Origin of the sequence: Pseudomonas sp. BIGb0381, from assembly GCF_024809815.1 — a bacterium.
GTDB lineage: Bacteria > Pseudomonadota > Gammaproteobacteria > Pseudomonadales > Pseudomonadaceae > Aquipseudomonas.
Genome location: NZ_JANUEN010000004.1, coordinates 175,023 through 198,369 on the forward strand (window position 1 = coordinate 175,023; position 23,347 = coordinate 198,369).

At 63.1% G+C, this 23,347-nt stretch carries 20 protein-coding genes; 13 read left to right on the plus strand and 7 right to left on the minus strand.

Annotated features, from left to right (window positions below; genetic code table 11):
• Positions 1–24: 24 nt before the first annotated feature.
• Positions 25–1,884 carry a sigma-54-dependent Fis family transcriptional regulator gene (locus M2397_RS14140; RefSeq protein ID WP_131700191.1) on the minus strand — a complete coding sequence of 620 codons (1,860 nt, stop codon included), beginning with the start codon at positions 1,882–1,884 and terminating at the stop codon, positions 25–27.
• A gap of 309 nt (positions 1,885–2,193) precedes the next feature.
• Between M2397_RS14140 and M2397_RS14145 the strand changes: the two genes are divergently transcribed.
• From M2397_RS14145 to M2397_RS14155, 3 genes are read left to right on the plus strand one after another with little or no spacing between them, the layout of a single operon-like run.
• The gene (locus M2397_RS14145; protein ID WP_131700192.1) at positions 2,194–3,171 is read left to right on the plus strand and encodes a thiamine pyrophosphate-dependent dehydrogenase E1 component subunit alpha; all 978 of its coding nucleotides are present in this window, start codon (positions 2,194–2,196) and stop codon (positions 3,169–3,171) included.
• Between the two features lie 26 nt (positions 3,172–3,197).
• On the plus strand, positions 3,198–4,217 hold the full coding sequence (locus tag M2397_RS14150) for an alpha-ketoacid dehydrogenase subunit beta (protein WP_131700193.1): 1,020 nt from the start codon (positions 3,198–3,200) through the stop codon (positions 4,215–4,217).
• Entirely contained in the window at positions 4,214–5,317 is a 1,104-nt protein-coding gene (locus M2397_RS14155; RefSeq protein ID WP_259243707.1) for an acetoin dehydrogenase dihydrolipoyllysine-residue acetyltransferase subunit, read from the plus strand. Before M2397_RS14150 ends, M2397_RS14155 begins: the two co-directional genes overlap by 4 nt.
• A gap of 53 nt (positions 5,318–5,370) precedes the next feature.
• On the opposite strand, the gene M2397_RS14160 is transcribed toward M2397_RS14155, so the two are convergent.
• A complete protein-coding gene (locus tag M2397_RS14160) occupies positions 5,371–6,267 on the minus strand; it encodes a helix-turn-helix domain-containing protein (protein WP_145337246.1) in 897 nt (298 codons plus the stop codon).
• A 181-nt stretch (positions 6,268–6,448) separates the two neighbouring features.
• Here M2397_RS14160 and M2397_RS14165 point away from each other — a divergent pair, with 181 nt between their 5' ends.
• Both M2397_RS14165 and M2397_RS14170 read left to right on the plus strand, forming a co-directional pair.
• Positions 6,449–7,537, plus strand: a complete 1,089-nt coding sequence (locus M2397_RS14165; protein ID WP_145337247.1) for a polyamine ABC transporter substrate-binding protein — start codon at positions 6,449–6,451, stop codon at positions 7,535–7,537.
• Positions 7,534–8,826: an FAD-binding oxidoreductase gene (locus tag M2397_RS14170; RefSeq protein WP_259243711.1), complete on the plus strand. Its 1,293-nt coding sequence runs from the start codon at positions 7,534–7,536 to the stop codon at positions 8,824–8,826. The genes M2397_RS14165 and M2397_RS14170 overlap by 4 nt, the downstream gene beginning before the upstream one ends.
• A 24-nt stretch (positions 8,827–8,850) precedes the next feature.
• Here the strand turns inward: M2397_RS14170 and M2397_RS14175 are convergent, their stop codons facing one another.
• On the minus strand, positions 8,851–9,744 hold the full coding sequence (locus M2397_RS14175; protein ID WP_259243713.1) for a LysR substrate-binding domain-containing protein: 894 nt from the start codon (positions 9,742–9,744) through the stop codon (positions 8,851–8,853).
• A gap of 113 nt (positions 9,745–9,857) precedes the next feature.
• Between M2397_RS14175 and M2397_RS14180 the strand changes: the two genes are divergently transcribed.
• The 3 genes from M2397_RS14180 to M2397_RS14190 are packed head-to-tail and all read left to right on the plus strand — an operon-like array spanning position 9,858 to position 12,121.
• Complete coding sequence (locus M2397_RS14180; protein WP_259243714.1) at positions 9,858–10,862, plus strand: aldo/keto reductase; 1,005 nt, start codon at positions 9,858–9,860, stop codon at positions 10,860–10,862.
• Positions 10,863–10,877: 15 nt separating this feature from the next.
• Complete coding sequence (locus M2397_RS14185; RefSeq protein WP_145337251.1) at positions 10,878–11,675, plus strand: SDR family NAD(P)-dependent oxidoreductase; 798 nt, start codon at positions 10,878–10,880, stop codon at positions 11,673–11,675.
• A 29-nt stretch (positions 11,676–11,704) separates the two neighbouring features.
• Entirely contained in the window at positions 11,705–12,121 is a 417-nt protein-coding gene (locus M2397_RS14190) for an SRPBCC family protein (protein ID WP_259243717.1), read from the plus strand.
• A gap of 94 nt (positions 12,122–12,215) precedes the next feature.
• Here M2397_RS14190 and M2397_RS14195 read toward each other — a convergent pair whose 3' ends face one another.
• Both M2397_RS14195 and M2397_RS14200 read right to left on the minus strand, forming a co-directional pair.
• Positions 12,216–13,610, minus strand: a complete 1,395-nt coding sequence (locus M2397_RS14195) for a HAMP domain-containing sensor histidine kinase (protein ID WP_145337253.1) — start codon at positions 13,608–13,610, stop codon at positions 12,216–12,218.
• Entirely contained in the window at positions 13,588–14,271 is a 684-nt protein-coding gene (locus M2397_RS14200) for a response regulator transcription factor (protein WP_122539638.1), read from the minus strand. Before M2397_RS14200 ends, M2397_RS14195 begins: the two co-directional genes overlap by 23 nt.
• Positions 14,272–14,595: 324 nt before the next feature.
• On the opposite strand from M2397_RS14200, the gene M2397_RS14205 reads away from it, so the two are divergent.
• A complete protein-coding gene (locus tag M2397_RS14205) occupies positions 14,596–15,501 on the plus strand; it encodes a hypothetical protein (protein ID WP_131700205.1) in 906 nt (301 codons plus the stop codon).
• Between the two features lie 98 nt (positions 15,502–15,599).
• Here M2397_RS14205 and M2397_RS14210 read toward each other — a convergent pair whose 3' ends face one another.
• Positions 15,600–16,823, minus strand: a complete 1,224-nt coding sequence (locus tag M2397_RS14210; protein ID WP_145337255.1) for a multidrug effflux MFS transporter — start codon at positions 16,821–16,823, stop codon at positions 15,600–15,602.
• Between the two features lie 92 nt (positions 16,824–16,915).
• Between M2397_RS14210 and M2397_RS14215 the strand changes: the two genes are divergently transcribed.
• Complete coding sequence (locus tag M2397_RS14215; protein WP_259243726.1) at positions 16,916–18,400, plus strand: PLP-dependent aminotransferase family protein; 1,485 nt, start codon at positions 16,916–16,918, stop codon at positions 18,398–18,400.
• Here M2397_RS14215 and M2397_RS14220 read toward each other — a convergent pair.
• Complete coding sequence (locus M2397_RS14220; protein WP_017136418.1) at positions 18,330–19,238, minus strand: MurR/RpiR family transcriptional regulator; 909 nt, start codon at positions 19,236–19,238, stop codon at positions 18,330–18,332. The two genes, M2397_RS14215 and M2397_RS14220, sit on opposite strands and share 71 nt — an antisense overlap.
• A 284-nt stretch (positions 19,239–19,522) precedes the next feature.
• Between M2397_RS14220 and iolC the strand changes: the two genes are divergently transcribed.
• From iolC to iolB, 3 genes are all read left to right on the plus strand, one after another.
• Entirely contained in the window at positions 19,523–21,460 is a 1,938-nt protein-coding gene (gene iolC / locus M2397_RS14225) for a 5-dehydro-2-deoxygluconokinase (RefSeq protein WP_131700208.1), read from the plus strand.
• Between the two features lie 185 nt (positions 21,461–21,645).
• Positions 21,646–22,539 (plus strand): myo-inosose-2 dehydratase, encoded by an 894-nt coding sequence (iolE, locus tag M2397_RS14230; protein WP_131700209.1) that lies wholly within the window; start codon positions 21,646–21,648, stop codon positions 22,537–22,539.
• Positions 22,536–23,324 (plus strand): 5-deoxy-glucuronate isomerase, encoded by a 789-nt coding sequence (iolB, locus tag M2397_RS14235; RefSeq protein WP_131700210.1) that lies wholly within the window; start codon positions 22,536–22,538, stop codon positions 23,322–23,324. Before iolE ends, iolB begins: the two co-directional genes overlap by 4 nt.
• The last annotated feature ends 23 nt before the right edge of the window (positions 23,325–23,347 follow it).

Sequence of the window (23,347 nt, forward strand, 5' to 3'; positions counted from 1 at the left end):
TCCCACATGGTTGACCCCGTTGTGTCAGTGCTTGCCGGGCATGTCGATGCCCAACTGGTTGACTCGGCGGTACAGGGTGGCTCGGGAAATGCCCAACGCCTGCGCCGTCGGCAACGGCTTCCAGCGATGCCGGATCAACGCGTCCAGTACCACTTGGCGTTCCGGGCTGACGCTGTGCTCGGTCAGCGCCTCGACCTGTTCGCCGCGCACTTCCACCGGCAAGTCCGCCAACTGGATGGTCCCGCCTTCACACACCGCACAGGCATACGCCAGCGCATGGTGCAGTTGGCGCACATTGCCCGGCCAGGCGTAGCCCAGCAGTCGTTCCAGCGCGGCCTGGCCGATGCCCACCGAGACGCCGCTGCCGCGCGCTTGCTGCTCCACCAGCCGGTTGATCAATGCCAGTTTGTCACTGCGCTCGCGCAGCGGTGGCAGGCAGAAGCGGGCGCAGCCGAGGCGGAAGTACAGGTCTTCGCGAAAGCGTCCTTCGTTGACCAGCACGGCCAGGTCGCGGTGGCTGGCGCAGATCACCTGGATGTCCACCGTGCGGGTTTTGGCCCCGCCCAGGGGCGCGACTTCACCCTCGGCCATCACCCGCAATAGGCGCGTCTGTAAGGCCAGCGGCATATCGCCGATTTCATCGAGGAACAACGTGCCGCCATCGGCCTGCACCAACAGCCCCGGCATGCCTTTGCTGGACGCACCGGTAAAGGCCCCGGCCACGTAGCCGAACAGCTCGCTTTCAATCAGGTTCTCGGGGATCGCCGCGCAGTTCACCGCGACAAAGGGCCCTGTTCGCCGGGCGCTGCGTTCGTGCAGTTGGCGGGCGAAAACTTCCTTGCCTGCACCGGTTTCACCCTGCACCAGTACCGGCAGGTTGCGGTCCTTGACGCGCACGGCCAGGCGCAGGTGTTCTTCCACCCGTGGGTCGACCTGGGTGTGCGCAACGGGCCGTGCCGGCTTGCGTCGCGGGGTGTTGACCCGCACGTGCAAGACGCCAGGCTCGCCCAGCCATTGCAGGTGTTGGGTTGATTGATCGGTGGCCGAGCGCAACGCATCCAGGTCGAACACTTCGCCGATATGCTCCGGCACCTGGCCGAAACGCCGGCGCAGTGCCTGGCGCGCCTTGCTGTTCAGCGCCTGCAGGCGTCCATCCTGGTCCCAGGCCAGCAGCAGGTCGGGCTGGCTGTCCACATAGCCCGGTGTGCTGTGGGCCTGGAGCACCCAGTGCTCGCGGGCGCTGTGCATGAAGAAGGCGTTCTCGATGGCTTGGGCACTCTGCGCCACCATCTGCCGCACCAAATGCTGGCTGCGTCGGTCATCCGGGGATTTGAGCGCCGAGGCGTCCATCACGCCCAGCAGGTTGCCCTGGGGGTCGAAGATCGGCGCGGCGGAGCAGGTCAGGCTGATAAAGGCGGCACGGAAGTGGTCGCGCTTGTGCACGGTCACTGCGGCCTTGCTGGTCAGCACCGTGGCCACGCCGCACGTGCCTTCCTCGGCTTCCGACCAGCAGGTGCCGAGGTACAGGCCGGCTTTGCGACAGTCGCTGCGGATGGCAGTGTCGACGCGGTGGTCGATGGTCTGGCCCTGGGCGTCGGTCAGCATCACGCAGTAGTCGGCGTGGCGCACCCGATGGTGCAGTTGCCCGACTTCTTCGCTGGCGATGCGCATGAACAGTTCCGCGCGCTCGCGGCATTCCTTGAGCAAGGGTTCGGTGAGGATGCGGGGCCCCTGCAGCGAGCCGGGGTCGAGGTGGTGTTGCTCCATGGAGCGCCGCCATGAATCGAAAATCAGCGACGGCACCGGCGCCTGGGGCAGGCGATCGGCATTGCGGACCACGCGACTGACACAGTCGACGTGTTCCCTGGAGTTCGCGGCGAACATAAGGCCTCCGGTTCTCGATCTTTGTTGTTATGCCCGCCATTAAGCGCTTATGGGCGTCGACGGACAAGGCTGGCCTGACCAACTGCCGAGGCTGAGACGCAGCGTCTCAATTCGCCTGAGACGCTGCCTGCACGTTGCAATGCCGGGTCTCATTCTGCGCTGGCATCGCGCAGCGGCACAACCGTGCGGAACTGCTCTGGGTCAAGGCTTTGCCAGGTTTTTGTACGCCTTGGCACAGCCTGTGCTGAACCGCTTACAGCTGGCCGCAGCCAGCCTTTTGTGTGTCGAGACAACCTGGAGAACAACAAGATGTCCACTCACCTGTCCACCGATCAATTGCTGCATGCCTACACCGTGATGCGCACCATCCGTGATTTCGAAGAACGCCTGCATGTGGAATTCGCCACCGGCGAGATCCCCGGTTTCGTGCACCTGTACGCCGGCCAGGAGGCAAGCGCCGCGGGGGTCATGGCGCACCTCAACGATGAAGATTGCATCGCCTCCAACCACCGTGGCCACGGCCATTGCATCGCCAAGGGCGTGGATGTGTTCGGCATGATGGCCGAGATCTACGGCAAGAAAACCGGCGTGTGCGGCGGCAAGGGGGGCTCCATGCACATCGCCGACCAGGAGAAGGGCATGCTCGGCGCCAACGGCATTGTCGGTGCCGGTGCGCCGTTGGCGGCAGGCGCTGCCCTGGCTTCCAAGCTCAAGGGCAGCCAGGGCGTGGCCGTGGCGTTCTTCGGCGACGGCGGTTCCAACGAGGGCGCGGTGTTCGAGGCGATGAACCTGGCGTCGATCATGAAACTGCCGTGCCTGTTCGTCGCCGAGAACAACGGCTATGCCGAGGCCACCGGTTCCGGCTGGTCGGTGGCGTGCAAGGACATTGCCGAACGGGCGGTGGGCTTTGGCATGCCGGGGGTGATTGTCGATGGCAATGACTTCTTCGCCGTGCACGCGGCGCTGGGCGTGGCCGTGGAGCGTGCGCGCAAAGGCGAGGGGCCGACCTTGGTGGAGGTCAAGCTGAGTCGCTTCTACGGCCACTTTGAAGGCGATGCACAAACCTACCGTGGCCCGGATGAAGTGAAGAACCTGCGCGAATCCCACGACTGCCTCGCACTGTTCCGCCAGCGCTGCAGTGCCGAAGGCTGGCTTGACGCGGCCCAGTTCGAACGTATCGACGGCGAGGTCGCGCAGTTGATCGACGACGCCGTGCGCCTGGCCAAGTCCGATCCCAAGCCCCAGGCCGCCGACCTGCTCAGCGATGTCTACGTCGCCTACCGCTAATAACAACAAGACTCGGAGAGAATCTCATGGCTCGCAAAATCAGCTATCAGCAGGCAATCAACGAAGCCCTGGCCCAGGAAATGCGCCGGGACCAGAGTGTGTTCATCATTGGCCAGGACGTCTCCGGCGGCACCGGCTCCCCCGGCGAGCAGGACGCCTGGGGCGGTGTGCTCGGCGTGACCAAGGGCCTGTACCCGGAGTTTCCAGACCGGGTACTCGATGCGCCGTTGTCTGAAGTCGGCTACGTCGGCATGGCCGTCGGCGCCGCCACCCGCGGCATGCGCCCGGTGTGCGAATTGATGTTCGTCGACTTTATCGGCTGCTGCCTCGACCAGTTGCTCAACCAGGCCGCCAAGTTTCGCTACATGTTCGGCGGCAAGACCACCACGCCGCTGGTGGTGCGCGCCATGTATGGCGCCGGCCTGCGCGCCGCCGCCCAGCATTCGCAGATGCTGACGTCGATGTGGACGCACATTCCCGGCCTCAAGGTGGTGTGTCCGGCCACGCCGTATGACGCCAAGGGCATGTTGATCCAGGCGATCCGCGACAACGACCCGGTAATCTTCCTCGAACACAAGATGCTCTACAGCCTCCAAGGTGAGGTGCCGGAAGAGCTGTACACCGTGCCGTTCGGCGAAGCCAACTTTGTGCGCGAAGGCCGCGACGTGACCCTGGTGACCTACGGGCGCATGGTGCATGTCGCCCTGGAAGCCGCCGCCAACCTGGCGCGCCAGGGCATCGACTGTGAGGTGCTGGACCTGCGCACCACCAGCCCGCTGGACGAAGACAGCATCCTTGAGAGCGTGGAGAAAACCGGGCGCCTGGTGGTGATCGACGAGTCCAACCCGCGTTGTTCCATCGCTACCGACATCAGTGCGTTGGTGGCCCAGCAGGGCTTCTCGTTCCTGCGCGCGCCGATCGAGATGGTCACCGCGCCGCACACCCCGGTGCCGTTTTCCGATGCGCTGGAAGACCTGTACATCCCCAACGCCGCGAAGATCGAGGCCGCCGTGCTGAAGATCGCCGACAAGAGGAATGCCGCATGATCCATACCTTGACCATGCCCAAGTGGGGGCTGTCGATGACCGAAGGTCGCATCGATGTCTGGCTCAAGCAGCCCGGCGACCGGGTGGAAAAGGGCGAAGAAGTGCTGGACGTCGAGACCGACAAGATCTCCAGCAGTGTCGAGGCGCCGTTCAGCGGTGTGTTGCGCCGCGTGCTGGCGCTGAGCGACGAGACCTTGCCGGTGGGCGCACTGCTGGGGGTCGTGGTGGAAGGTGAGGCCAGTGAGGCCGAGATCGATGCGGTGATCGAAAGCTTCAACGCCGGGTTCGTCTCAAGCAGCGCCGAAGCCGAAGCCACCGGGCCGAGTGCGCAGAAGATCGAGTTGGGCGGGCGCTTGTTGCGCTATCTCGACCTGGGTGAGGGCGGTACGCCGCTGGTGCTGGTGCATGGCTTTGGCGGCGACTTGAACAACTGGCTGTTCAACCAACCGGCCCTGGCCGCCGAGCGCCGGGTGATCGCCCTGGACCTGCCAGGGCATGGCGAGTCGGGCAAGCATCTGCAAGCGGGTGACGCCGAGGAGCTGAGCCAGGCCGTGCTGGCCTTGCTCGATCACCTCAAGCTCGACCGCGTGCACTTGGCCGGGCACTCCATGGGCGGGTTGGTCAGCCTGACGGTCGCCCGTCAGGCTCCGGCGCGCGTTGCCTCGCTGACCCTGATCGCCAGCGCCGGGCTGGGGGCGGACATCAATGGCGATTACCTGCAAGGGTTCACCGAGGCCAATAACCGGAACGCGCTCAAGCCGCAACTGGTGCAACTGTTCAGCGACCCGACGCTGGTGACGCGGCAGATGCTGGAGGACATGCTCAAGTTCAAGCGCTTGGAAGGGGTGGACCAGGCGCTTCGTCAGCTCAATACCCAGTTGTTTGAGGGTGGGCGCCAGCGCCTGGATTTGCGCAGCGTAGTGGGGCAGCAACCGAGCCTGGTGATCTGGGGCAGTGACGATGCAATCATCCCGGCCGGCCATGCCCAGGGGTTGGAGGCCCAGGTGGAGATATTGCCGGGGCAGGGGCATATGGTGCAGTTGGAAGCGGCGGAGCGGGTTAACCAGCTAATCTCAACCTACCTAAAATCCCAGCCTTGAAATGCAATCCAATGTGGGAGGGGGCAAGCCCCTCCCACATTTTCAGATGCATTTCAAAGTGAGTGCTTTAGAGTTTCGCTGGGTAGTTCCTTGAACAATGCTCGATAGCTGTTAGAGAACCGCCCCAAATGCCAGAACGACCAGTTCATCGCCACCTCGGCCACGGTTGTTCCGGTACTGCTCAGCAACTCCCTCCGTGCCCCATTCAACCGGCGCAAGCGCAACCACTGCGCCGGGCTCATCCCGGTGTAGGTCTTGAACCCTTGCTGCAACTGGCGCAGCGGCACGCCGGCGATCCGAGCCAGTTCCAACAGATTGACGGTTTCGTCCGGCGCATCCGCCGCCCACTCGCCTATGCGTGCCATCAACTGGCGCTCTTCGCTGCGCCGCTGCAATGAACTGCGGTCCAGGCACACGCAGGCGTTGTCGAGGATGAACAGGCAGTCGTCGAGCAATTGCTGGGTGAGGGCGTCGCGGCTGATCGGGTCGGTCAAGGTGGACAAGCGCGTCAGCGTGCCACTAAGCCAGCGGCTGAACAGCGCGTTTTGCTGACAAGTCAGCGGCGCCATGAACAGGCCTTCCAGCGTCTCCATATCCAGGCCGTGGCGCTGCACGAATTGCGGGCCGAACACTACCGCCACTTCACGGTAGTTTTCCGGGGTGATCCAGGTGTTACGGCTTTCGCCATTGAGCAGGTACAGCGCGTTGTCGCTGCCATCGAAACAGAACGCCAACGCGCCCGGTGGTGCGTTGAAGTGCTGCTCCACGCGGGTGTTCATGCTCTCTTCGTAGACCTCGACACCTTGCAGGTCGAGGTAGCGGATGCGCCCGGCAAAATGCCCGGGGGACATCTGCTGGTACTGCTGCACCCAACCGGGTGTCGCACTGCATTGGGCGGCCACGTCACCGGTGGTGAAGGCCTGTACGCGCAAAGCGGTTGCCTGTGTCATGGGTGATCCGTGCGCACTCTATTGGTGCGTTGTGCTGCGTGCAAAGTGGATAGATGGCCCGTGAAGGCTGGCCCAAGATAGACCTCAATGCGCCGCGAGTACAAGCCGGCGCAAGCCAACCCGTCTGCCGGAGCGTGTGTTGCTGCTGTTGAGCGTCTAAAAAACCAAAAGGGGTGTCGATATGCGTCTTGTGAACAAGCTTCTTCCGCTGGCCCTGGTGGCCGCGTTCAGCAGTGCCGGCCAGGCCGCGCCGACGGTGAGCGTCTACAACTGGACCGACTATATCGGTGAGACCACCTTGGCGGATTTCCAGGCCAAGACCGGGATCAAGGTGATCTACGACGTATTCGACTCCAACGAAACCCTGGAGGGCAAGTTGCTCGCGGGCCGCACCGGTTATGACGTGGTGGTGCCGTCCAATCACTTCCTGGCGCGCCAGGTAAAGGCCGGCGCGTTCCTCAAGCTCGACCGTTCGCAGTTGCCCAACTTCAAGAACCTCGACCCCAAGCTGCTCAAGCTGCTGGAGAAAAACGACCCGGGCAATGCGCACTCGGTGCCGTACCTGTGGGGTACCAACGGCATCGGTTACAACGTCGACAAGGTCAAGCAGGTGTTGGGCATCGACCATATCGATTCATGGGCGGTGCTGTTCGAACCGGAGAACATCAAGAAGCTCAACCAGTGCGGCGTGGCCTTCCTCGACTCGGCGGATGAGCTGTTCCCAGCGATCCTCAACTACATGGGCAAGGACCCGCGCAGCGAGAACCCCAAGGACTACCAGGAAGCTGAAGCCAAGCTGCTGACCCTGCGGCCGTACATTACCTACTTCCATTCCTCCAAGTACATTTCGGACCTGGCCAACGGCAATATCTGCGTGGCGTTCGGCTATTCGGGCGATGTGTTCCAGGCCGCCAACCGCGCCAAGGAAGCCAAGAACGGCGTGAATATCGCTTACTCGATTCCCAAGGAAGGCTCCAACCTGTGGTTCGACCTGCTGGCCATTCCGGCCGATGCGAGTAACCCGAAAGAGGCCCATGCCTTTATCAACTACCTGCTCGACCCTGAAGTGATCGCCAAGGTCAGCGCCTCGGTCGGTTACGCCAACGCCAACCCGGCGGCCAAGGCGTTCATGGACCCGGAACTGGTGAACAACCCTGAGGTGTACCCGTCCCAGGCCGTGCTCGACAAACTCTATATTTCCACCACGCCGACCCCGGCGACCATGCGCCTGATGACGCGCGCCTGGAGCAAAGTGAAGACCAACAAATGATCCAAGCCAGTGACCACGCGCGTTCCTATTACCTCGCGTCCGCGAATGCAATGCCGGAGCGCCCGTCACTGGGCGCTGACCTGAGCGCCGATGTGTGTGTGATCGGCGGTGGTTTTACCGGCGTCAATACCGCTATCGAACTGGCCCAGCGCGGGCTCTCGGTGATCCTGTTGGAGGCCCGGCGTATCGGCTGGGGCGCCAGTGGGCGCAATGGCGGGCAGTTGATTCGTGGCATCGGCCACGATGTGTCGGGGTTCGCCAAGTATGTGGGCGAGGAGGGCGTGCGTTACCTGGAGCGTGCCGGTATCGACTCGGTGGCGCTGGTGGGCGAGCGCATTCGCGAGCACGGAATCGACTGCGACTTGCGCTGGGGGTTTGCCGAGCTGGCCAATACCCCGGCGCAGTTCGCCGCCTTCAAGGACGAGCAGGACAGCCTGGCGCGCCTGGGGTATGCCCATGAGATCCGTCTGGTGGGCCCGCAGGCTATCCGCGAAGTGGTGGATTCGACGCAGTATGCAGGCGCTTTGGTGGACATGGGCTCCGGGCACTTGCACCCGCTGAACCTGGTGCTCGGCGAGGCTCAGGTGGCCGAGTCCCTGGGGGTGCGGATCTTTGAACACACCGAAGTGCTGGCGCTGGTTCACGGCGACACGGTGCAGGTGCGTTGCGCTGGCGGCACGGTGCGCGCCGCCAGTCTGGTACTGGCCTGCAATGCCCATCTGGAAGAATTGGAACCGCGCCTGAGCGGCAAGGTGCTCCCGGCGGGCAGTTACATCATCGCCACCGAGCCGCTGCCTGAAGACGTCGCCCACGCATTGATCCCGCAAAACCTGGCCCTGTGTGACCAGAAAGTCGGCCTGGATTACTACCGGCTTTCCGCCGACCGCCGCCTGTTGTTCGGCGGTGCTTGTCATTACTCCGGGCGCGATCCGCGGGACATCGCCGCCTATATGCAACCGAAGATGCTCAAGGTGTTTCCGCAACTGGCCGACACCGCCATCGCGTTCCAGTGGGGCGGCAAGATCGGTATCACCGCCAATCGCTTCCCGCAGGTCGGGCGGCTGCAGCAGTACCCGAACGTGTTCTACGCCCAGGGCTATTCCGGGCATGGGCTTAACGTGACGCACTGGTGCGCGCGGCTGTTGGCCGAAGGCATACACGCGGGCCACAGCCAGGGCCTGGATGTGTTCAGCCAGGTGCCGCACATGACCTTTCCTGGCGGCAAGGCGTTGCGCTCGCCGCTGCTGGCGTTGGGGATGTTGTGGTACCGCCTGAGGGAATGGGTCTAGCCGACCGGCATCAGGTGGCAGTCATCATTCTTGGGGTTCGGTAAGTACCTTGCGGAAGGTTTCCACCAACGGCCGCAGGTTGATCCGGTGCCATGCCGCCCACAGCGGTGTGGTGTAGGTCAGCCACGGCAGTTCGCGCAGGACCACGCCGGGCGGTGCATTGCGGCTCAGGCCTTTTTGCACCATCGCCACCCCCAGCCCGGAGGCGACCAGGCCCAGTGCGGTAAACGGCTCGCTGGCTTCCATGGGGATCTGCGGGGTGAACCCGGCACGGATGCACGCGGCAACGAAGTCATCGGCCGGGCCGGCGCCGGGTTTGCGTTGCACGCCGATCCATTGCTGCTCGGCGAGATCGGCGGGCAGCAGTTCGTGTTGATGCGCCAGAGGATGATGCTCGGGCAAGGCCAGCAGCATCGGATCGTCCAAGACTTGCCGCGCGGTCAGGTCCGGGTCATCGACAGCGGGCGGCTCACCGACCAGGGCGACGTCAAGGCTGCGTTGGCGCAACCCTTCGAGCTGTTCCAGGGACGGCAGGTTGTAGAGCTTGATGTGCACGCCGGGCCGGTCATCGCGCAGGACGCGCAGGGCATTGGGCAATACGCCGGCATGCATGGCGTTCTCGATGTAACCGATGCACAGGCCGCCTTCTTCACCCCGACCCAGGCGTTTGCCCAGGGACTCCAGGCGATTGGCGTGGGTCAGCAGGGCCTTGGTTTCGGCGAGAAAAGTCTGGCCGTCGCGGGTCAGGCGGATGCGTTGCTGGCTGCGCTCGAACAGGGTCAGGCCCAGGCGCTCTTCGAGCTGGGCGATCTGCCGGCTCAGGGGCGACTGGGAAATGTGCAGGCGCTCGGCGGCGCGGCCGACGTGTTCTTCTTCGGCGACCACTTCGAAGTAGCGCAGTTGGCGTAGATCGATCATGTAAGACCTTCAAGGACTCAAGTTCGTCGCAGTATGTCTTGGACGGTCTGACCTATGCAATCTAGGATCTGCTCAACGGTCACAGCGACCCTGAACCCGATTGAGGATCCATCATGAGCTTGAAAGGCAAACTGCCCGGCCAACTGGGCTTTGGCACCGCGCCACTGGGCAATATGTTCCGCGCCATTCCCGAGGCGCAAGCCCAGGCCACCGTAGCGGCTGCCTGGAACCACGGCGTGCGTTACTTCGACACCGCGCCGTTCTACGGCTCGGGTCTCGCGGAAATTCGCCTGGGCCAGGCCCTGTCGACCTATAACCGCGATGACTACGTGTTGAGCACCAAGGTCGGCCGGCTGATCCTCGACGAAGTTGAAGACAGCGCCCGCGACCTTGGCGAGAAAAGCGGCGTGTTCGAACACGGTCGCCCGAACAAGATGCTCAACGACTACAGCGCCGACGCCACCCTGCGCTCGATTGAGGACAGCCTGAACCGCCTGCAAACCGATCGCCTGGACATCGTGTGGATTCACGACATTGCCCAGGACTTCTACGGCGACCAGTGGCTGGAATACTTCAACCAGGCGCGTACCGGCGCGTTCAAAGTGCTCACCCGCCTGCGTGAAGAGGGTGTGATCAAGGCCTGGGGCCTGGGCGTGAACCGCGTCGAGCCGTGTGAGCTGACCCTGGACCTGAGCGAGGCGCAACCCGATGGTTTCCTGCTGGCCGGCCGCTACACCTTGCTGGACCATGAGCGCGCCTTGCAACGGCTGATGGACGCAGCCCAGGCGCAGAACGTCGAGATCGTCGTCGGTGGCCCTTACAGTTCGGGCGTCCTGGCCGGTGGCGCGCACTTCGAATACCAGCAAGCCAGCCCGGCGATCATCAGCAAGGTCGAGCAGATCAGGGCGATTGCCCAGGCATTTGGCGTGAGCGTAAAAGCGGCGGCACTGCAATTTTCCCTGGCACATCCCGCCGTGGCTGCTGTAATTCCGGGAGCCAGTCGCCCGGGGCGGATTGCCGAAGACGTCGCGGCGTTGTCAGAAAAAATCCCCACTGCCTTCTGGCAGGCCCTGCGCGATGCCCGCTTGATTTCGGACCGTGCACCACTGCCACGTTGAATCCAGGAGTTCATGATGAAAATTGATGTAAGTGGAAAAGTAGCCATCGTCACCGGCAGCACCGCCGGCATCGGCCTGGGTATCAGCCAGGCGCTCGCGCAGTCCGGCGCCACCGTGGTGGTGATCGGGCGTGAAGCCGGCAAGGTCGACGATGCGCTGGCGAGCATTCGCCAGGCGGTGCCGGGCGCGGACCTGCGCGGGCTGGTGGCGGATCTTGGCACCGCCGAAGGCGCCGAAAAGCTGTTCGCTGCCGAACCTCGTGCCGACATCCTGGTCAACAACCTGGGCATCTTCAACGCTGTGGATTTCTTCGACGCCCCGGACAGCGAGTGGACGCGCTTCTATGAGGTCAATGTGATCTCCGGCGTGCGCCTGGCGCGGCATTACGTGCCGGGCATGGTCGGGCAGGGTTGGGGCCGAGTGATTTTCCTGTCATCGGAGTCCGGCGTGGCGACACCGGCGGACATGATCAATTACGGCGTGACCAAAAGCGCCAACCTGGCGGTGTCCCATGGCCTGGCCAAGCGCCTCGCGGGTACGGGGGTGACGGTGAACGCTGTGCTGCCAGGCCCGACGTTTACCGACGGCCTGGAGCAGATGCTCAAGGACGCCACGGCCCAGTCCGGACGCAGTGCGCGGGATGAGGCCGATGTGTTTGTACGCAATGCGCGGCCCACGTCGATCATCCAGCGTGCGGCGAATGTGGATGAAGTGGCGAACCTGGTGGCGTACATTGCTTCACCCTTGTCTTCGGCCACCACCGGTGCCGCGTTGCGGGTCGATGGCGGTGTCGTCGACAGCATGGCGATCTGAATTCTTTTTTATTGTGTGGAGTATTTATCGTGGCAACTGCCTCTTGCGTAATTGAAATCCCTGTATCGGCCGATCAGGTCTGGCAATTGGTCGGCGGCTTCAACAGCCTGCCGGATTGGCTTGCGTTTATCGTCAAGAGCGAGCCCGGTGAAGGTGGCCGCGTGCGCCATCTGACGACCGCCGACGGTGGTGTGATCGTCGAGCGTTTGCAGACCTTCGATAACGTCGGGCGTACTTACAGCTACACCATTGAAGAGTCGCCGTTTCCGGTGAGCGCGTACCTGGCAACGTTGCGGGTTGAGGCGTTGACTGAGTCGTCGGCGAAGGTGACGTGGTCTGGTGTGTTTACCCCGGCGGCGGGTACGACGGAGGCGGCGGTGGAAGAGCTGTTTGCCGGTGTATACAGCGGCGGCCTGGAAGCGTTGCGCGCGAACTTCCCGGCCTGATCCGATCTACCAGGCAATGCAAGACTAATGTGGGAGGGGCGGTGCGACGATTCGACTTGCCGCCTCCCACCGTTTGACCTCACTAGCTGATGGATCAGGCTTCGGGCATCAGTTGCTGGCGGCACTCCAGGATCAGGCGCGCACCGCCTTGCTCGCTGGTGCCGACTTCCAACTTGAACCCATGCAAGTTGATGATCGCCGCCACAATCGACAAACCCAACCCGAACCCGCCTTGCTGGTCGCTTTCATCCACCCGATAAAAGCGCTGGAACACCGCATCGCGCTCGGCCGCCGGTATGCCCGGCCCGGAGTCGTGCACTTCAATGCGCGTGCTGCCGGCATCGTTGAGCCCGCGCAGGATCACTTCGCCGCCCGGTGGGGAGAACTTGATGGAGTTGCTCAGCAGGTTGGCCAGGGCTTCGAACAACAGGGCGCGGTCGCCGGTGATCCATGGCAGGGACTCGGGGACTTCGAGTCGCAGCTGCAATTCGCCTTCCTCCGCCAGGGGCAGGTAGAAATCATGCAACTCGCGCAGCAGCGGCAGCGGGTCCATGACCAGGAAGCCGGAACGGCGCTGGTGGTCTTCCAGCTCGGAGATACGCAGCAGCCCGCGAAAGCGCGCCATCAGGGTGTCGGTCTCGGCAATGGCGTCGTCCAGTTTCACCGCGTAGCCGGAGTCCTGCTCGGCCTCCTGCCGGATGCGGTAGAGCTGCGCACGCAGGCGGGTCAGCGGGGTGCGCAGGTCGTGGGCGATGTTGTCGCAGACGCCCTTGACCTCGTTCATCAGCTTTTCGATGCGGTCGAGCATGGCGTTGACGATGGCGGCGAGCATGTCCAGTTCGTCACGCCGGTTGGACAGCGGCAAACGGTGGGTGAGGTCGCCGGCGACGATGGCTTCAGCGCTGGCCTGGATCCCGCGGATCCGGCGCAGCGGGCGGCGGCGCAACAGATGCCAGCCGGCGGCGCCGGGGATAATCGTCAGGGACAGCGCCCACAGCAGGGCATGCCAGATGATCCGCGTCACACCGAACAGCGAGCCATTGGCGCGCACCAGCACCAGCCAGCGGCCGTCGTCGGTGTGGCTGGCGACGGCGTCGCAGCTGTCCTTGGGCAGTTTGGGGTCGTCGGAGTCGACGCAGTTGGCCAGGGCGTGGATCTTGCCGTCCAGCGGCAGGTCGGGCGGAATCGCGCGGATCGGTCCGCTCAAGGGACGGAACTGCTCATCGAACAGGCCGTAGGCGTCCACGCCCTTCATGTCGAAGGTCATGCTGGTGGTCAACGCTTCCAACAGTTCTTCGCCGTCGAAGCGTTGGAACAGGTGCTGGCGTTGCATCAGGGAATGGCGCGACAGGTCGCCCAGGTAACCCGACACCTCGTAATACAGCACCCCCATGAGGATGCAGCTCCAGGCCACGAACAACGAACTGTACAGCGCCAGCAAGCGGCTGCTGGAAGAACGCCAGCCTTTAGAGGGGTTCAGCAATGACATAACCGGAACCTCGTACCGTGCGGATCAGCGGCGGGAGGCCCGGTGGATCGATTTTCTTGCGCAGGCGGCCGATGTGCACATCGATCAGGTTGGTGCCCGGGTCGAAGTGATAGCCCCAGACTTCCTCGAAGATCATCATCCGCGACAGGATCTGCCCGGTGTTGCGCATCAGGAATTCCAGCAGTTTGTATTCGGTGGGCAGCAGGCTCAGCGGCTGTTCGGCGCGGCTGGCTTCGCGGCTGATCAGGTTCAATTCCAGGTCGGCCACGCGCAGGGCAGTCTCGAATTCCTTGACCGTGCTTTTGCGGCGCAGCAGCACCTCGACGCGGGCGGCCATTTCGTCCGAGGCGAAGGGCTTGGTCAGGTAGTCATCACCCCCGGCGCGCAGGCCGCGCACGCGCTCGTCGACGTCGGATAGGGCGCTGATCATCAGGATCGGCGTCGATACCCCGATGGTGCGCAGAGTGGTGACGATGGCCAGGCCATCGAGTTCCGGCAGCATGCGGTCGAGGGTGATCAGATCGTAATCACCACTCACGGCGCGGACCAGGCCTTCGCGGCCGTTGTCCACCCAATCTACGTCCAGTCCATGGCTACTCAGCTCGGCGACGATCTCGCGGGCCGTTACGGCATCATCCTCGATGGTCAAAATGCGGGTCATAGGATTACCTGGTGAGCGATTCACACTAGAAGTGGGGGCATTTTGCCAAGAAATGGCTGAACGCTTCCTAAATAAAACTTCATGTTGGCAAAACTGACACAAGTTTCATGGCGGGTACCGGCCGGGGACAATCCGTCTCCCACAGGGAATGCATTACGCCCGCCTGCCACAGCCATTTCTTGCAAGTTGCATGGTTCAGGCAAGTTCAATTTACTTAACGTGTTGAAATATAAGGAGTTTAATTTTTGGCGCGACTGGCATGCTGCCTGCACTGTCCCTTTTGAGACTTGTAACACTATTTTTCCTGCCGGGAGCACAACAACAATGATCACATCGTCATCCATGCTGCAAGAGTCGAGCGCGCGCTCCGGGGTTTCCTGGGGGGCTATCTTTGCCGGGGCCGCTGCGGCGGCTGCGTTATCCCTGATTCTGGTATTGCTGGGCTTCGGCCTGGGTTTTTCGGCGGTGTCGCCGTGGGCCGACAGCGGTATCAGCGCCAAGGGGCTTGGCATTTCCACGATTATCTGGCTGGCGTTTACCCAGATCGTTGCCTCGGGCCTGGGCGGTTATATCGCCGGCCGGTTGCGGGTGAAGTGGGCCAATATGCATGGCGATGAGGTGTACTTTCGCGACACCGCCCATGGTTTCCTGGCCTGGGCGGTTGCCACGCTGATCACCGCAGTGCTGGTGGTCGGTTCGGTCAGCAGTGTCGTGAGCGGCGGTGTGAAAGCCGGTGCCAGCGTGGCAGCGGGCGCGGCCAGCGGTGTCACACAGGCCGCAGGCAGTGCAGCCAAAGGCATCAACGGCGGCGACTTTGACTACTACGTCGACAGCCTGTTTCGTGATGATCGCCCGGTCGCCGTCAGTGATGACGCTGCCCATGGCGTGGTTGCACGCATCTTCACCCGCACCCTGAGCAACGACGGCCAACTCGCCGCTGAAGACCGTGCCTACCTGGCCCAGTTGATCAGCCAGCGCACCAACCTCAGCCAGGCCGATGCCGAAGCGCGTATCGACAAAGTCTACGGCGATGCCCGTAAAGCCGTCGAAGACGCCAAGCTCAAAGCCAAGCAAGCCGCTGATACGGCCGCGAAAGTTGCTGCCTATACCTCGCTGTGGACCTTTGTCGCACTGTTGATCGGCGCTTTCTTTGCCAGCTTCGCCGCAACCTTTGGTGGCCGTCGCCGCGATGCCGTGGTGTACGTCGAAACCGAAACCTACGTTCGTTAATTCAAGGAGAACACCATGCGCTCATTACTTCTGTGGTTCCTCGGCGTGCCGATCCCGGTCATCATCCTGATTGCAATTTTCATGCACTGATCCCGGGCTCAGCTCGGTCCGATGTGGGAGGGGACAAGTTCCCTCCCACATTTGGGTTTGTGGAGTGTCAGCCAGGTTGCTACCAACAGTGCGCTGGCAACGGCGGTCATGATCACCAGCGGCTGCGAGGTACCGTCGGACAGCAGCCCGGTGGCCCAACTGCTCACGGCAGTGAGGAACATCTGGGTAAAGAAGAACAACCCCGACGCGGTTCCTGCAATCGCTCCGTACGGCTGCAACACCGACAGTTGGCACGCCGGAATCACCATCCCCACCGACACCATGATCACCAGCATCGGCAGCACGATCGCCAGCCATTCCCCCGGCATAGCGGTGGTGGCAACCGCGAGCATCACGCTGCCCAGCACGTTCAAGCCGATGGCTGCATTGATCAACCGGTCCGGCTCGAAGCGCCGCACCAGCCTGCGGAACAGGTTCGCGCCGAGCATGTAGCCGCTGATCGTCGCCGCGAACACCAGCGCATACGCCGTGGCCGACAGGTGGAAGCCCCGCTGCAGCAGCGCCGAAGACTCACTGATAAACGGGAAATAGGTGCTGTACACGCAGCCGATCGCCAGGGAATAGCGCAGGAAATAGCGGTCGCGCAGTAACTGACCGTAGAGGCGTAGCAGGTTGCTCGGCGGCGCGGCGGCGACATCGGCCGGGCGGGTTTCGGGCAGGCGGCGATACACCACCAGGTAGAGCACTGCGCCGATCACGCCGAGCAGCACAAACAGGCCGCGCCAGTCGATGAAGGGCAGCATCAGGCTGCCAAGCACCGGAGCGGCCATCGGTGACACGGCCATGGCCATGGAAATCAGGCCCAGCAGGCGCGCCTGTTCATCCCGGTCGAAATAGTCGCGCACGATCACCCGACCGATCACCGTGGTGCAGCACCCGCCCAGGGCCTGGAACAGGCGGGCGATGATCAGCACACCGATGCTGTCGGCCAGGGCGCAGGCCACGGTAGCCAGCACGTACAGAAACAGTCCCGCCAGCAATACGGGACGGCGGCCGAAACGGTCGGTCAGCGGGCCGCTGATCAGCAGGGAGATCGCCGAACCGAAGGTGTACAGCGTGAGGGTCAACTGCAACTGGCTGTCGCTGGTCTGGAAGTAATCGGCCATGGCGGGCAGGGCGGGCAGGTGCATGTCCAGGGTGATGCGTGGCAGGCCGATCAGCACGGTCAGCAGTATCAGCCAGAACCACGGGGAGAGGGCGCGTTGAGTCATGGGCGGTGTCTTCACGAGGAGGAGAGCCCGCACTCTAGCGGCATTGTGGTTTAATCCTCAGGGCCGCTTATGACGAACATGATTGGACCACTATGAGCCGAGGAAAAACCCCATCCGCCCTGGACCTGCCGCGTCCCGACAGCCTGGAGGTGGGAAAGCAGCAGGGTGCTTACGAGGCCTTGCGCGCAGCGATCCTGAACCGACAGGTGCCGGCGGGCAGCCGTTTGCCGTCCACCCGCAGACTCGCCGAACGCTGGCGGGTATCCCGTGGCACGCTGGAGGCGGCGTTCGACCGCCTGCACAGCGAAGGCTATGTACAGCGCGTGGCCGGTTCCGGTACGCGGGTGTGTGCGGTGATCCCCGAGCAATTCATTGCGGCACCTGCACCCCGCGCGATGCCTCGTCGCGAAGTGGCGGTTGATCGCCCCGAGTCCGGGGTGCAGAGCCATGTGCCTTTTGTCGCTCGGCGACCTGACGCCAGCCTGTTTGACATGAAGGCCTGGGCACGCTGTATTTCCCGGGGACTGCTATCGGCGGGGCCGGGTGCGCTCGAAGCAGCCCATCCCGCCGGGCTGCCGGAACTGCGCGCACAGATCGCCGACTACCTGCGCAGCTATCGTGGCATGCACTGCGAGGCGGATGAAGTGATCGTCACCACCGGCATTCGCCACGCCCTTGACCTGATCGCGCGTACGCTGCTCAAGCCCGGTGACACGGCCTGCGTCGAAGACCCTGGCTATCCACCGGCACGACGCTTGTTCGGGCTGGCGGGTGCAGAGGTCCAGGCGATTGCGGTCACGGCCGAGGGGCTCGATACCGCTCAACTCCCCGACACGGCGCGCCTGGCCTACGTCACCCCGGCCCACCAGGCACCGTTGGGCATGACCCTGTCGGTGTCGCGACGCCTGGCGCTGCTGGACTGGGCTGCCCGCGCCGAGGCCTGGGTGGTGGAAGACGACTATGACAGCGAATACAACTACCACAGCGCACCGCTGGCGGCGCTCAAATCCCTGGATGCCAATGACCGGGTGATCTACTGCGGCAGCTTCAACAAAAACCTGTTCCCCGGTTTGCGCGTCGGCTTCATGGTGGTGCCCAAGGCGCTGCGCCCGGCGTTGTTGCGCACCCTGCAACTCACCGGGCATTCGGTGGGGGCCAGTGATCAATTGGGGTTGCTGGAGTTTCTCGGCAGCGGCGCTTTCGTGCGCCACTTGCGGGCTTCGCGCCAGGCGTATCAGGCGCGGCGCGATGTGTTGCTCGAGTGCCTTGGGCCCCACTGTACGATCAGCGGGCAGCAGGCCGGATTGCATTTTGTGTTGTGGTTACCGACCGGTGTCGAGGAAGGCGAATTCTGTGCGCGTGCCGCGCAAGCCGGGCTGACCTTGCAGCCACTGGGCAAGTTCTGCGTCGAGGCGATCCTGCCGCCGGCGGTCATCATCGGCTACACCGCGTTGACCCTGGCGCAGATCCGCTTTCACGGGCGTGCGCTAGCCCAATTACTGCCGGTCAGTCATCAAACCCGACCTGCTCGTGAATCTCGTCCACCTTCAACTCCAACCGATACGCCACCGCAATAAACAGCGCCTGGCACAGGCACAAGGTGGCGCTCAATGAGCGGAAGGCAAACGACGAGCCTTCATTCACCAACAGCACCGCGTTGGCCCGCTTGGCCAGGGGCGACAGGTTGCTGTCGGTGATGATCAGGGTCTTGGCCTGATGGTGCTGGGCGATCCGCAGGCAGTGCTGGGTCTCTTTGCCGTAGGGCGTGAAGCTGATGGCGATCACCAGGTCATTGGCACGCACGCTGCGCATCTGCTCGCGATAGCTGCCGCCCAGGCCTGAGATCAGGTGGATGCGCTTATTGGTGTGCTGCAGGTTGTAGACCAGGTAGTCGGCCACCGCGAACGAACGGCGCACGCCGACCACGTAGATATTGTCGGCGTTGACCACCAGGTCGACGGCTTTTTCAAACGCCACATCATCCAGCTCCAGCCCCAGGCGCTCGATACCCGACAGGGTCGCGTTGACGCACTCGCGGGCCAGGTCGCCGCCGCTGGCTTTCTGCGACTTGTTGGCGATCATGCTGCGAATGCGCTGCTGGTAGTTCTGCACCGGCGTGGTCTTGTGGGTGTAGGCCTCGCGAAACAGCGCCTGCATCTCACTGAACCCACTGAACCCGAATCGCTGGGAAAACCGCACGATCGCCGAGGGGTGCACTTCGCATTCGCGGGCGATGTCGCTGATGCGGTCGACCATGATCCGGTCGCTCTGCTGGCTCATGTAGCTGGCGATGCGCTTGAGCTGGCGCGGCAGGCTTTCGTATTCGTCGGTGATCAGCTGCAACAGGCGTTCGGCATTGATCGGAGGGCTGGCGATAGTGTCTTCCAGGGTGGTCTCGGGATCGGTGCGGGACATGGGCAATCCTTCTGGCGTGTTCTTCTGATGCGCTGATGGGTGGCGCAAGTCTACAGGGTAGGCGCAAAAAAATACCCCGGCATCACGGCCCGCGTGGCCTGCTGAAACGATGCACGGCGGCTGGCGTGCCCCTATGCTGACGTATTGGAAAAAATATTCCACTAAAAATAATTATGGAATAAATATTGATTGCCGCCGCCGGACGTTCTAGTCTGCTCCCACCAAGAGCGTTTGCCGTCGCCACGGCGGCACAACGCAGGCTGATAAAAATAACAGGAGCCAGCATGGGCCAGACTCGTTTTGCCAGTGGGCGTCAATTGGATCTGATTTGCCTCGGGCGCCTGGGCGTCGACCTCTACGCACAGCAAGTAGGTGCGCGGCTTGAGGACGTGTCCAGCTTCGCCAAATACCTCGGCGGTTCCTCCGCCAATATCGCTTTCGGCACTGCCAGGCTGGGGCTCAAGTCGGCGATGTTGAGCCGGGTGGGGGACGACCATATGGGGCGTTTCCTGGTGGAATCCCTGGCCCGCGAAGGCTGCGATGTCAGTGGCATCAAGGTCGATTCGGAACGCCTCACCGCCATGGTGCTGCTGGGCCTCAAGGACCGCGAAACCTTCCCGCTGGTGTTCTACCGCGAAAACTGCGCCGACATGGCCCTGCGCGCCGAGGACGTCAACGAGGCCTTTATTGCCTCGAGCAAAGCCTTGCTGATCACCGGCACGCATTTCTCCACCGACGGCGTGTACAAGGCCAGCATCCAGGCCCTGGACTATGCGGCCAAGCACAACGTCAAGCGCGTGCTGGATATCGACTACCGCCCGGTGTTGTGGGGCCTGGCGGGTAAGGCTGACGGCGAAACCCGTTTTGTCGCCGACCAGAATGTCAGCCAGCATGTGCAGAAAATCCTGCCGCGTTTCGACCTGATCGTCGGCACCGAAGAAGAATTCCTGATCGCCGGCGGCAGCGAAGATCTGCTCACCGCCTTGCGCACCGTGCGTGAACTGACCCCGGCGACCCTGGTGGTCAAGCTCGGCCCGCAAGGCTGCACGGTGATCCACGGTGCGATTCCGGCGCGGCTGGAAGATGGCGCCATCTACCCGGGCGTGCGGGTTGAAGTGCTCAATGTGCTGGGCGCCGGCGATGCCTTTATGTCGGGGTTCCTCAGCGGCTGGATCAATGACGCCAGCGATGAGCGTTGCAGCCAGTTGGCCAATGCCTGTGGCGGTCTCGTCGTCTCGCGCCACGCCTGTGCGCCGGCCATGCCGACGCCGGCCGAGCTGGATTACCTGTTCAGCAGCCCGGTGCCGATCACCCGGCCCGACCAGGACGCGACCCTGCAACGCCTGCACCGCGTCACCGTGCCGCGCAAGGCCTGGAAACAGCTGTTCATCTTTGCCTTCGATCACCGCTGGCAACTGGTGGACCTGGCGCAACGCGGCGGCCAGGACCTGACCCGCATCAGCGAGATCAAGCAGCTGTTCATCCAGGCCATCCAACGCGTGGAGAAAAAGCTCGCCGAGCAGGGCGTCGAGGCCGATGTGGGCCTGTTGGCCGACCAGCGCTTCGGCCAGGACGCGCTCAATGCCGCCAGCGGTCGTGGCTGGTGGATCGCCCGCCCGGTGGAAGTGCAGAACTCGCGGCCACTGGCGTTCGAACATGGTCGCTCGATCGGCAGCAACCTGATCGCCTGGCCCCAGGAGCAGATCATCAAGTGCCTGGTGCAATACCACCCCGACGATGAGCCCATGCTGCGCCTGGAACAGGAAGCGCAGCTCAAGGCGGTGTACGAGGCTTCGGTGACCAGCGGCCATGAGCTGCTGCTGGAAGTCATCCCGCCCAAGGACCATCCGTCCACTTACCCGGACGTGCTCTATCGCAGCCTCAAGCGCCTGTACAACCTGGGTATCTACCCGGCGTGGTGGAAAATCGAGGCGCAGTCGGCCGAGGACTGGACAAAGCTCGACGAACTGATCCAGGAACGCGACCCGTACTGCCGTGGCGTGGTGTTGCTGGGCCTGAACGCGTCGGCCGAATGCCTGGCCGCCGGCTTCCAGCAGGCCAGCCAGAGCAGCACCTGCCGTGGGTTTGCCGTGGGCCGTACGATCTTCCAGGAACCGAGCCGTTTGTGGATGGCGGGGGAGATTGATGATGAGACGTTGATCCAGCAGGTCCAGGCGACCTTTGAGCAGTTGATCAACGCCTGGCGCAGTGCCCGAGGCTAAACCCAGTTCTTAATTTGAAATGCAATCCAATGTGTGAGGGGCGGTGCGACGATTCGACTTGCCCCCGATGGCGGTGGTGCAGTTACAGAAGTGTTGCCTGACACTCCGCTATCGGGAGCAAGCCCCCTCCCACATAAAGCAGAAAGCAGATCTCAGTGATACCTGAAAATAATAAAGGTGCAGCCATGCCCGCAATCCGAATTGGCATCAACCCGATCTCCTGGAGCAACGACGACCTTCCGGCCCTCGGCGGTGAAACTCCGCTGAGCACCGCCCTGAGCGAAGGCAAGGAAATCGGCTACGAAGGTTTTGAGCTCAATGGCAAATTCCCCAAGGACGCCAAGGGCGTCGGCGACGTCCTGCGTCCCTATGACCTGGCGCTGGTTTCCGGCTGGTACTCCAGTCGCCTGGCCCGTCGCTCGGTGGCTGAAGAAATCGAGGCCATCGCCGGCCACGTCGAACTGTTGAAACAAAACGGCGCCACGGTGTTGGTGTACGGCGAGGTGGCCGATTCAATCCAGGGCTCGCGCATTCGCCTGATCGAACGCCCGCGTTTCCACAGTGAACAGGCCTGGCAGGACTACGCCGACAAACTCACCGAGCTGGCGCGTTTCACCCTGTCCCAGGGCGTGCGCCTGGCGTACCACCACCATATGGGCGCGTACGTCGAATCCCCGCAGGACATCGACGAGTTGATGCGCCGTACCGGGCCGGAAGTCGGCCTGCTGTTCGATTCGGGCCACTGCTACATGGGCGGCGGCGAACCCATCGAGGTGCTGCGCACGCATATCGACCGCGTCTGCCATGTGCATTTCAAGGACGTGCGCAAAGCCGTGGTGCAACTGGCGCGCAACCAGATGTGGAGCTTCCCCGATTGCATCGTTAACGGCACTTTCACCGTGCCTGGTGACGGCGATATCGATTTTGCCGAGTTACTCGATGTGCTGCTGGCCGCGAAATACGCGGGCTGGCTGGTGGTGGAAGCCGAGCAGGATCCGGCCGTGGCGCCCAGCTATGTCTATGCAAAAAAGGGTTATGACACGTTGCGTGCGCTTCTCAACGAGAGGACCAAACCATGAGCTTGCTGGTAAAGAGCAGTAAACGCGGGCAAACCATGGTCGCCCTGGAAGAGGGCCGCCTGGAATACGTAGGCTTTGCCGCCTACCGCCTGAGCCTTGGCGAAACATTGCCGGTGACTGCCGGCGATAAAGAGCTGTGCCTGGTGCTGCTCAGCGGCCGGGTGACTATCGAAGGCGAGGGCTTCAACTGGCAGAACCTCGGTGATCGCCAGTCGGTGTTCGAGGACAAGTCGCCGTTCGCCGCCTATCTGCCGCCGGGTACCGATGCCCAGGTCACCGCGTTGAGCGACGTACAGATTGCCGTGTGCGCGGCGCCCGGTGCGCCGGGTTTCGAACCACGCCTGATTCGCCCCGAGCACTGCAAGCGCAGCGTACGCGGCAAAGGCGCCAACACCCGCTACGTGTGCGACATCCTGCCGGACACCGACCCGGCCCATTCGCTGCTGGTGGTGGAAGTGCGCACACCATCCGGGCATTCGTCGAGCTACCCGCCGCACAAGCACGACACCGACGACCTGCCGCACCAGAGCTTTCTTGAAGAGACCTACTACCACCAGATCAACCCGCCCCAGGGCTTTGTGTTCCAGCGCGTGTACACCGACGACCGCAGCATCGACCAGGCCATGGCCGTGGAAAACAGCGACCTGGTGGTGGTGCCAAAGGGGTATCACCCGGTCAGCGTGCCGTATGGCTACGAGTCTTACTACCTGAACGTGATGGCCGGCCCAAAGCGTGCCTGGCATTTCCACAACGACCCGCAGCACAGCTGGCTGCTGGACCTGTAAACGGTGTTGGACGGAGAACAACA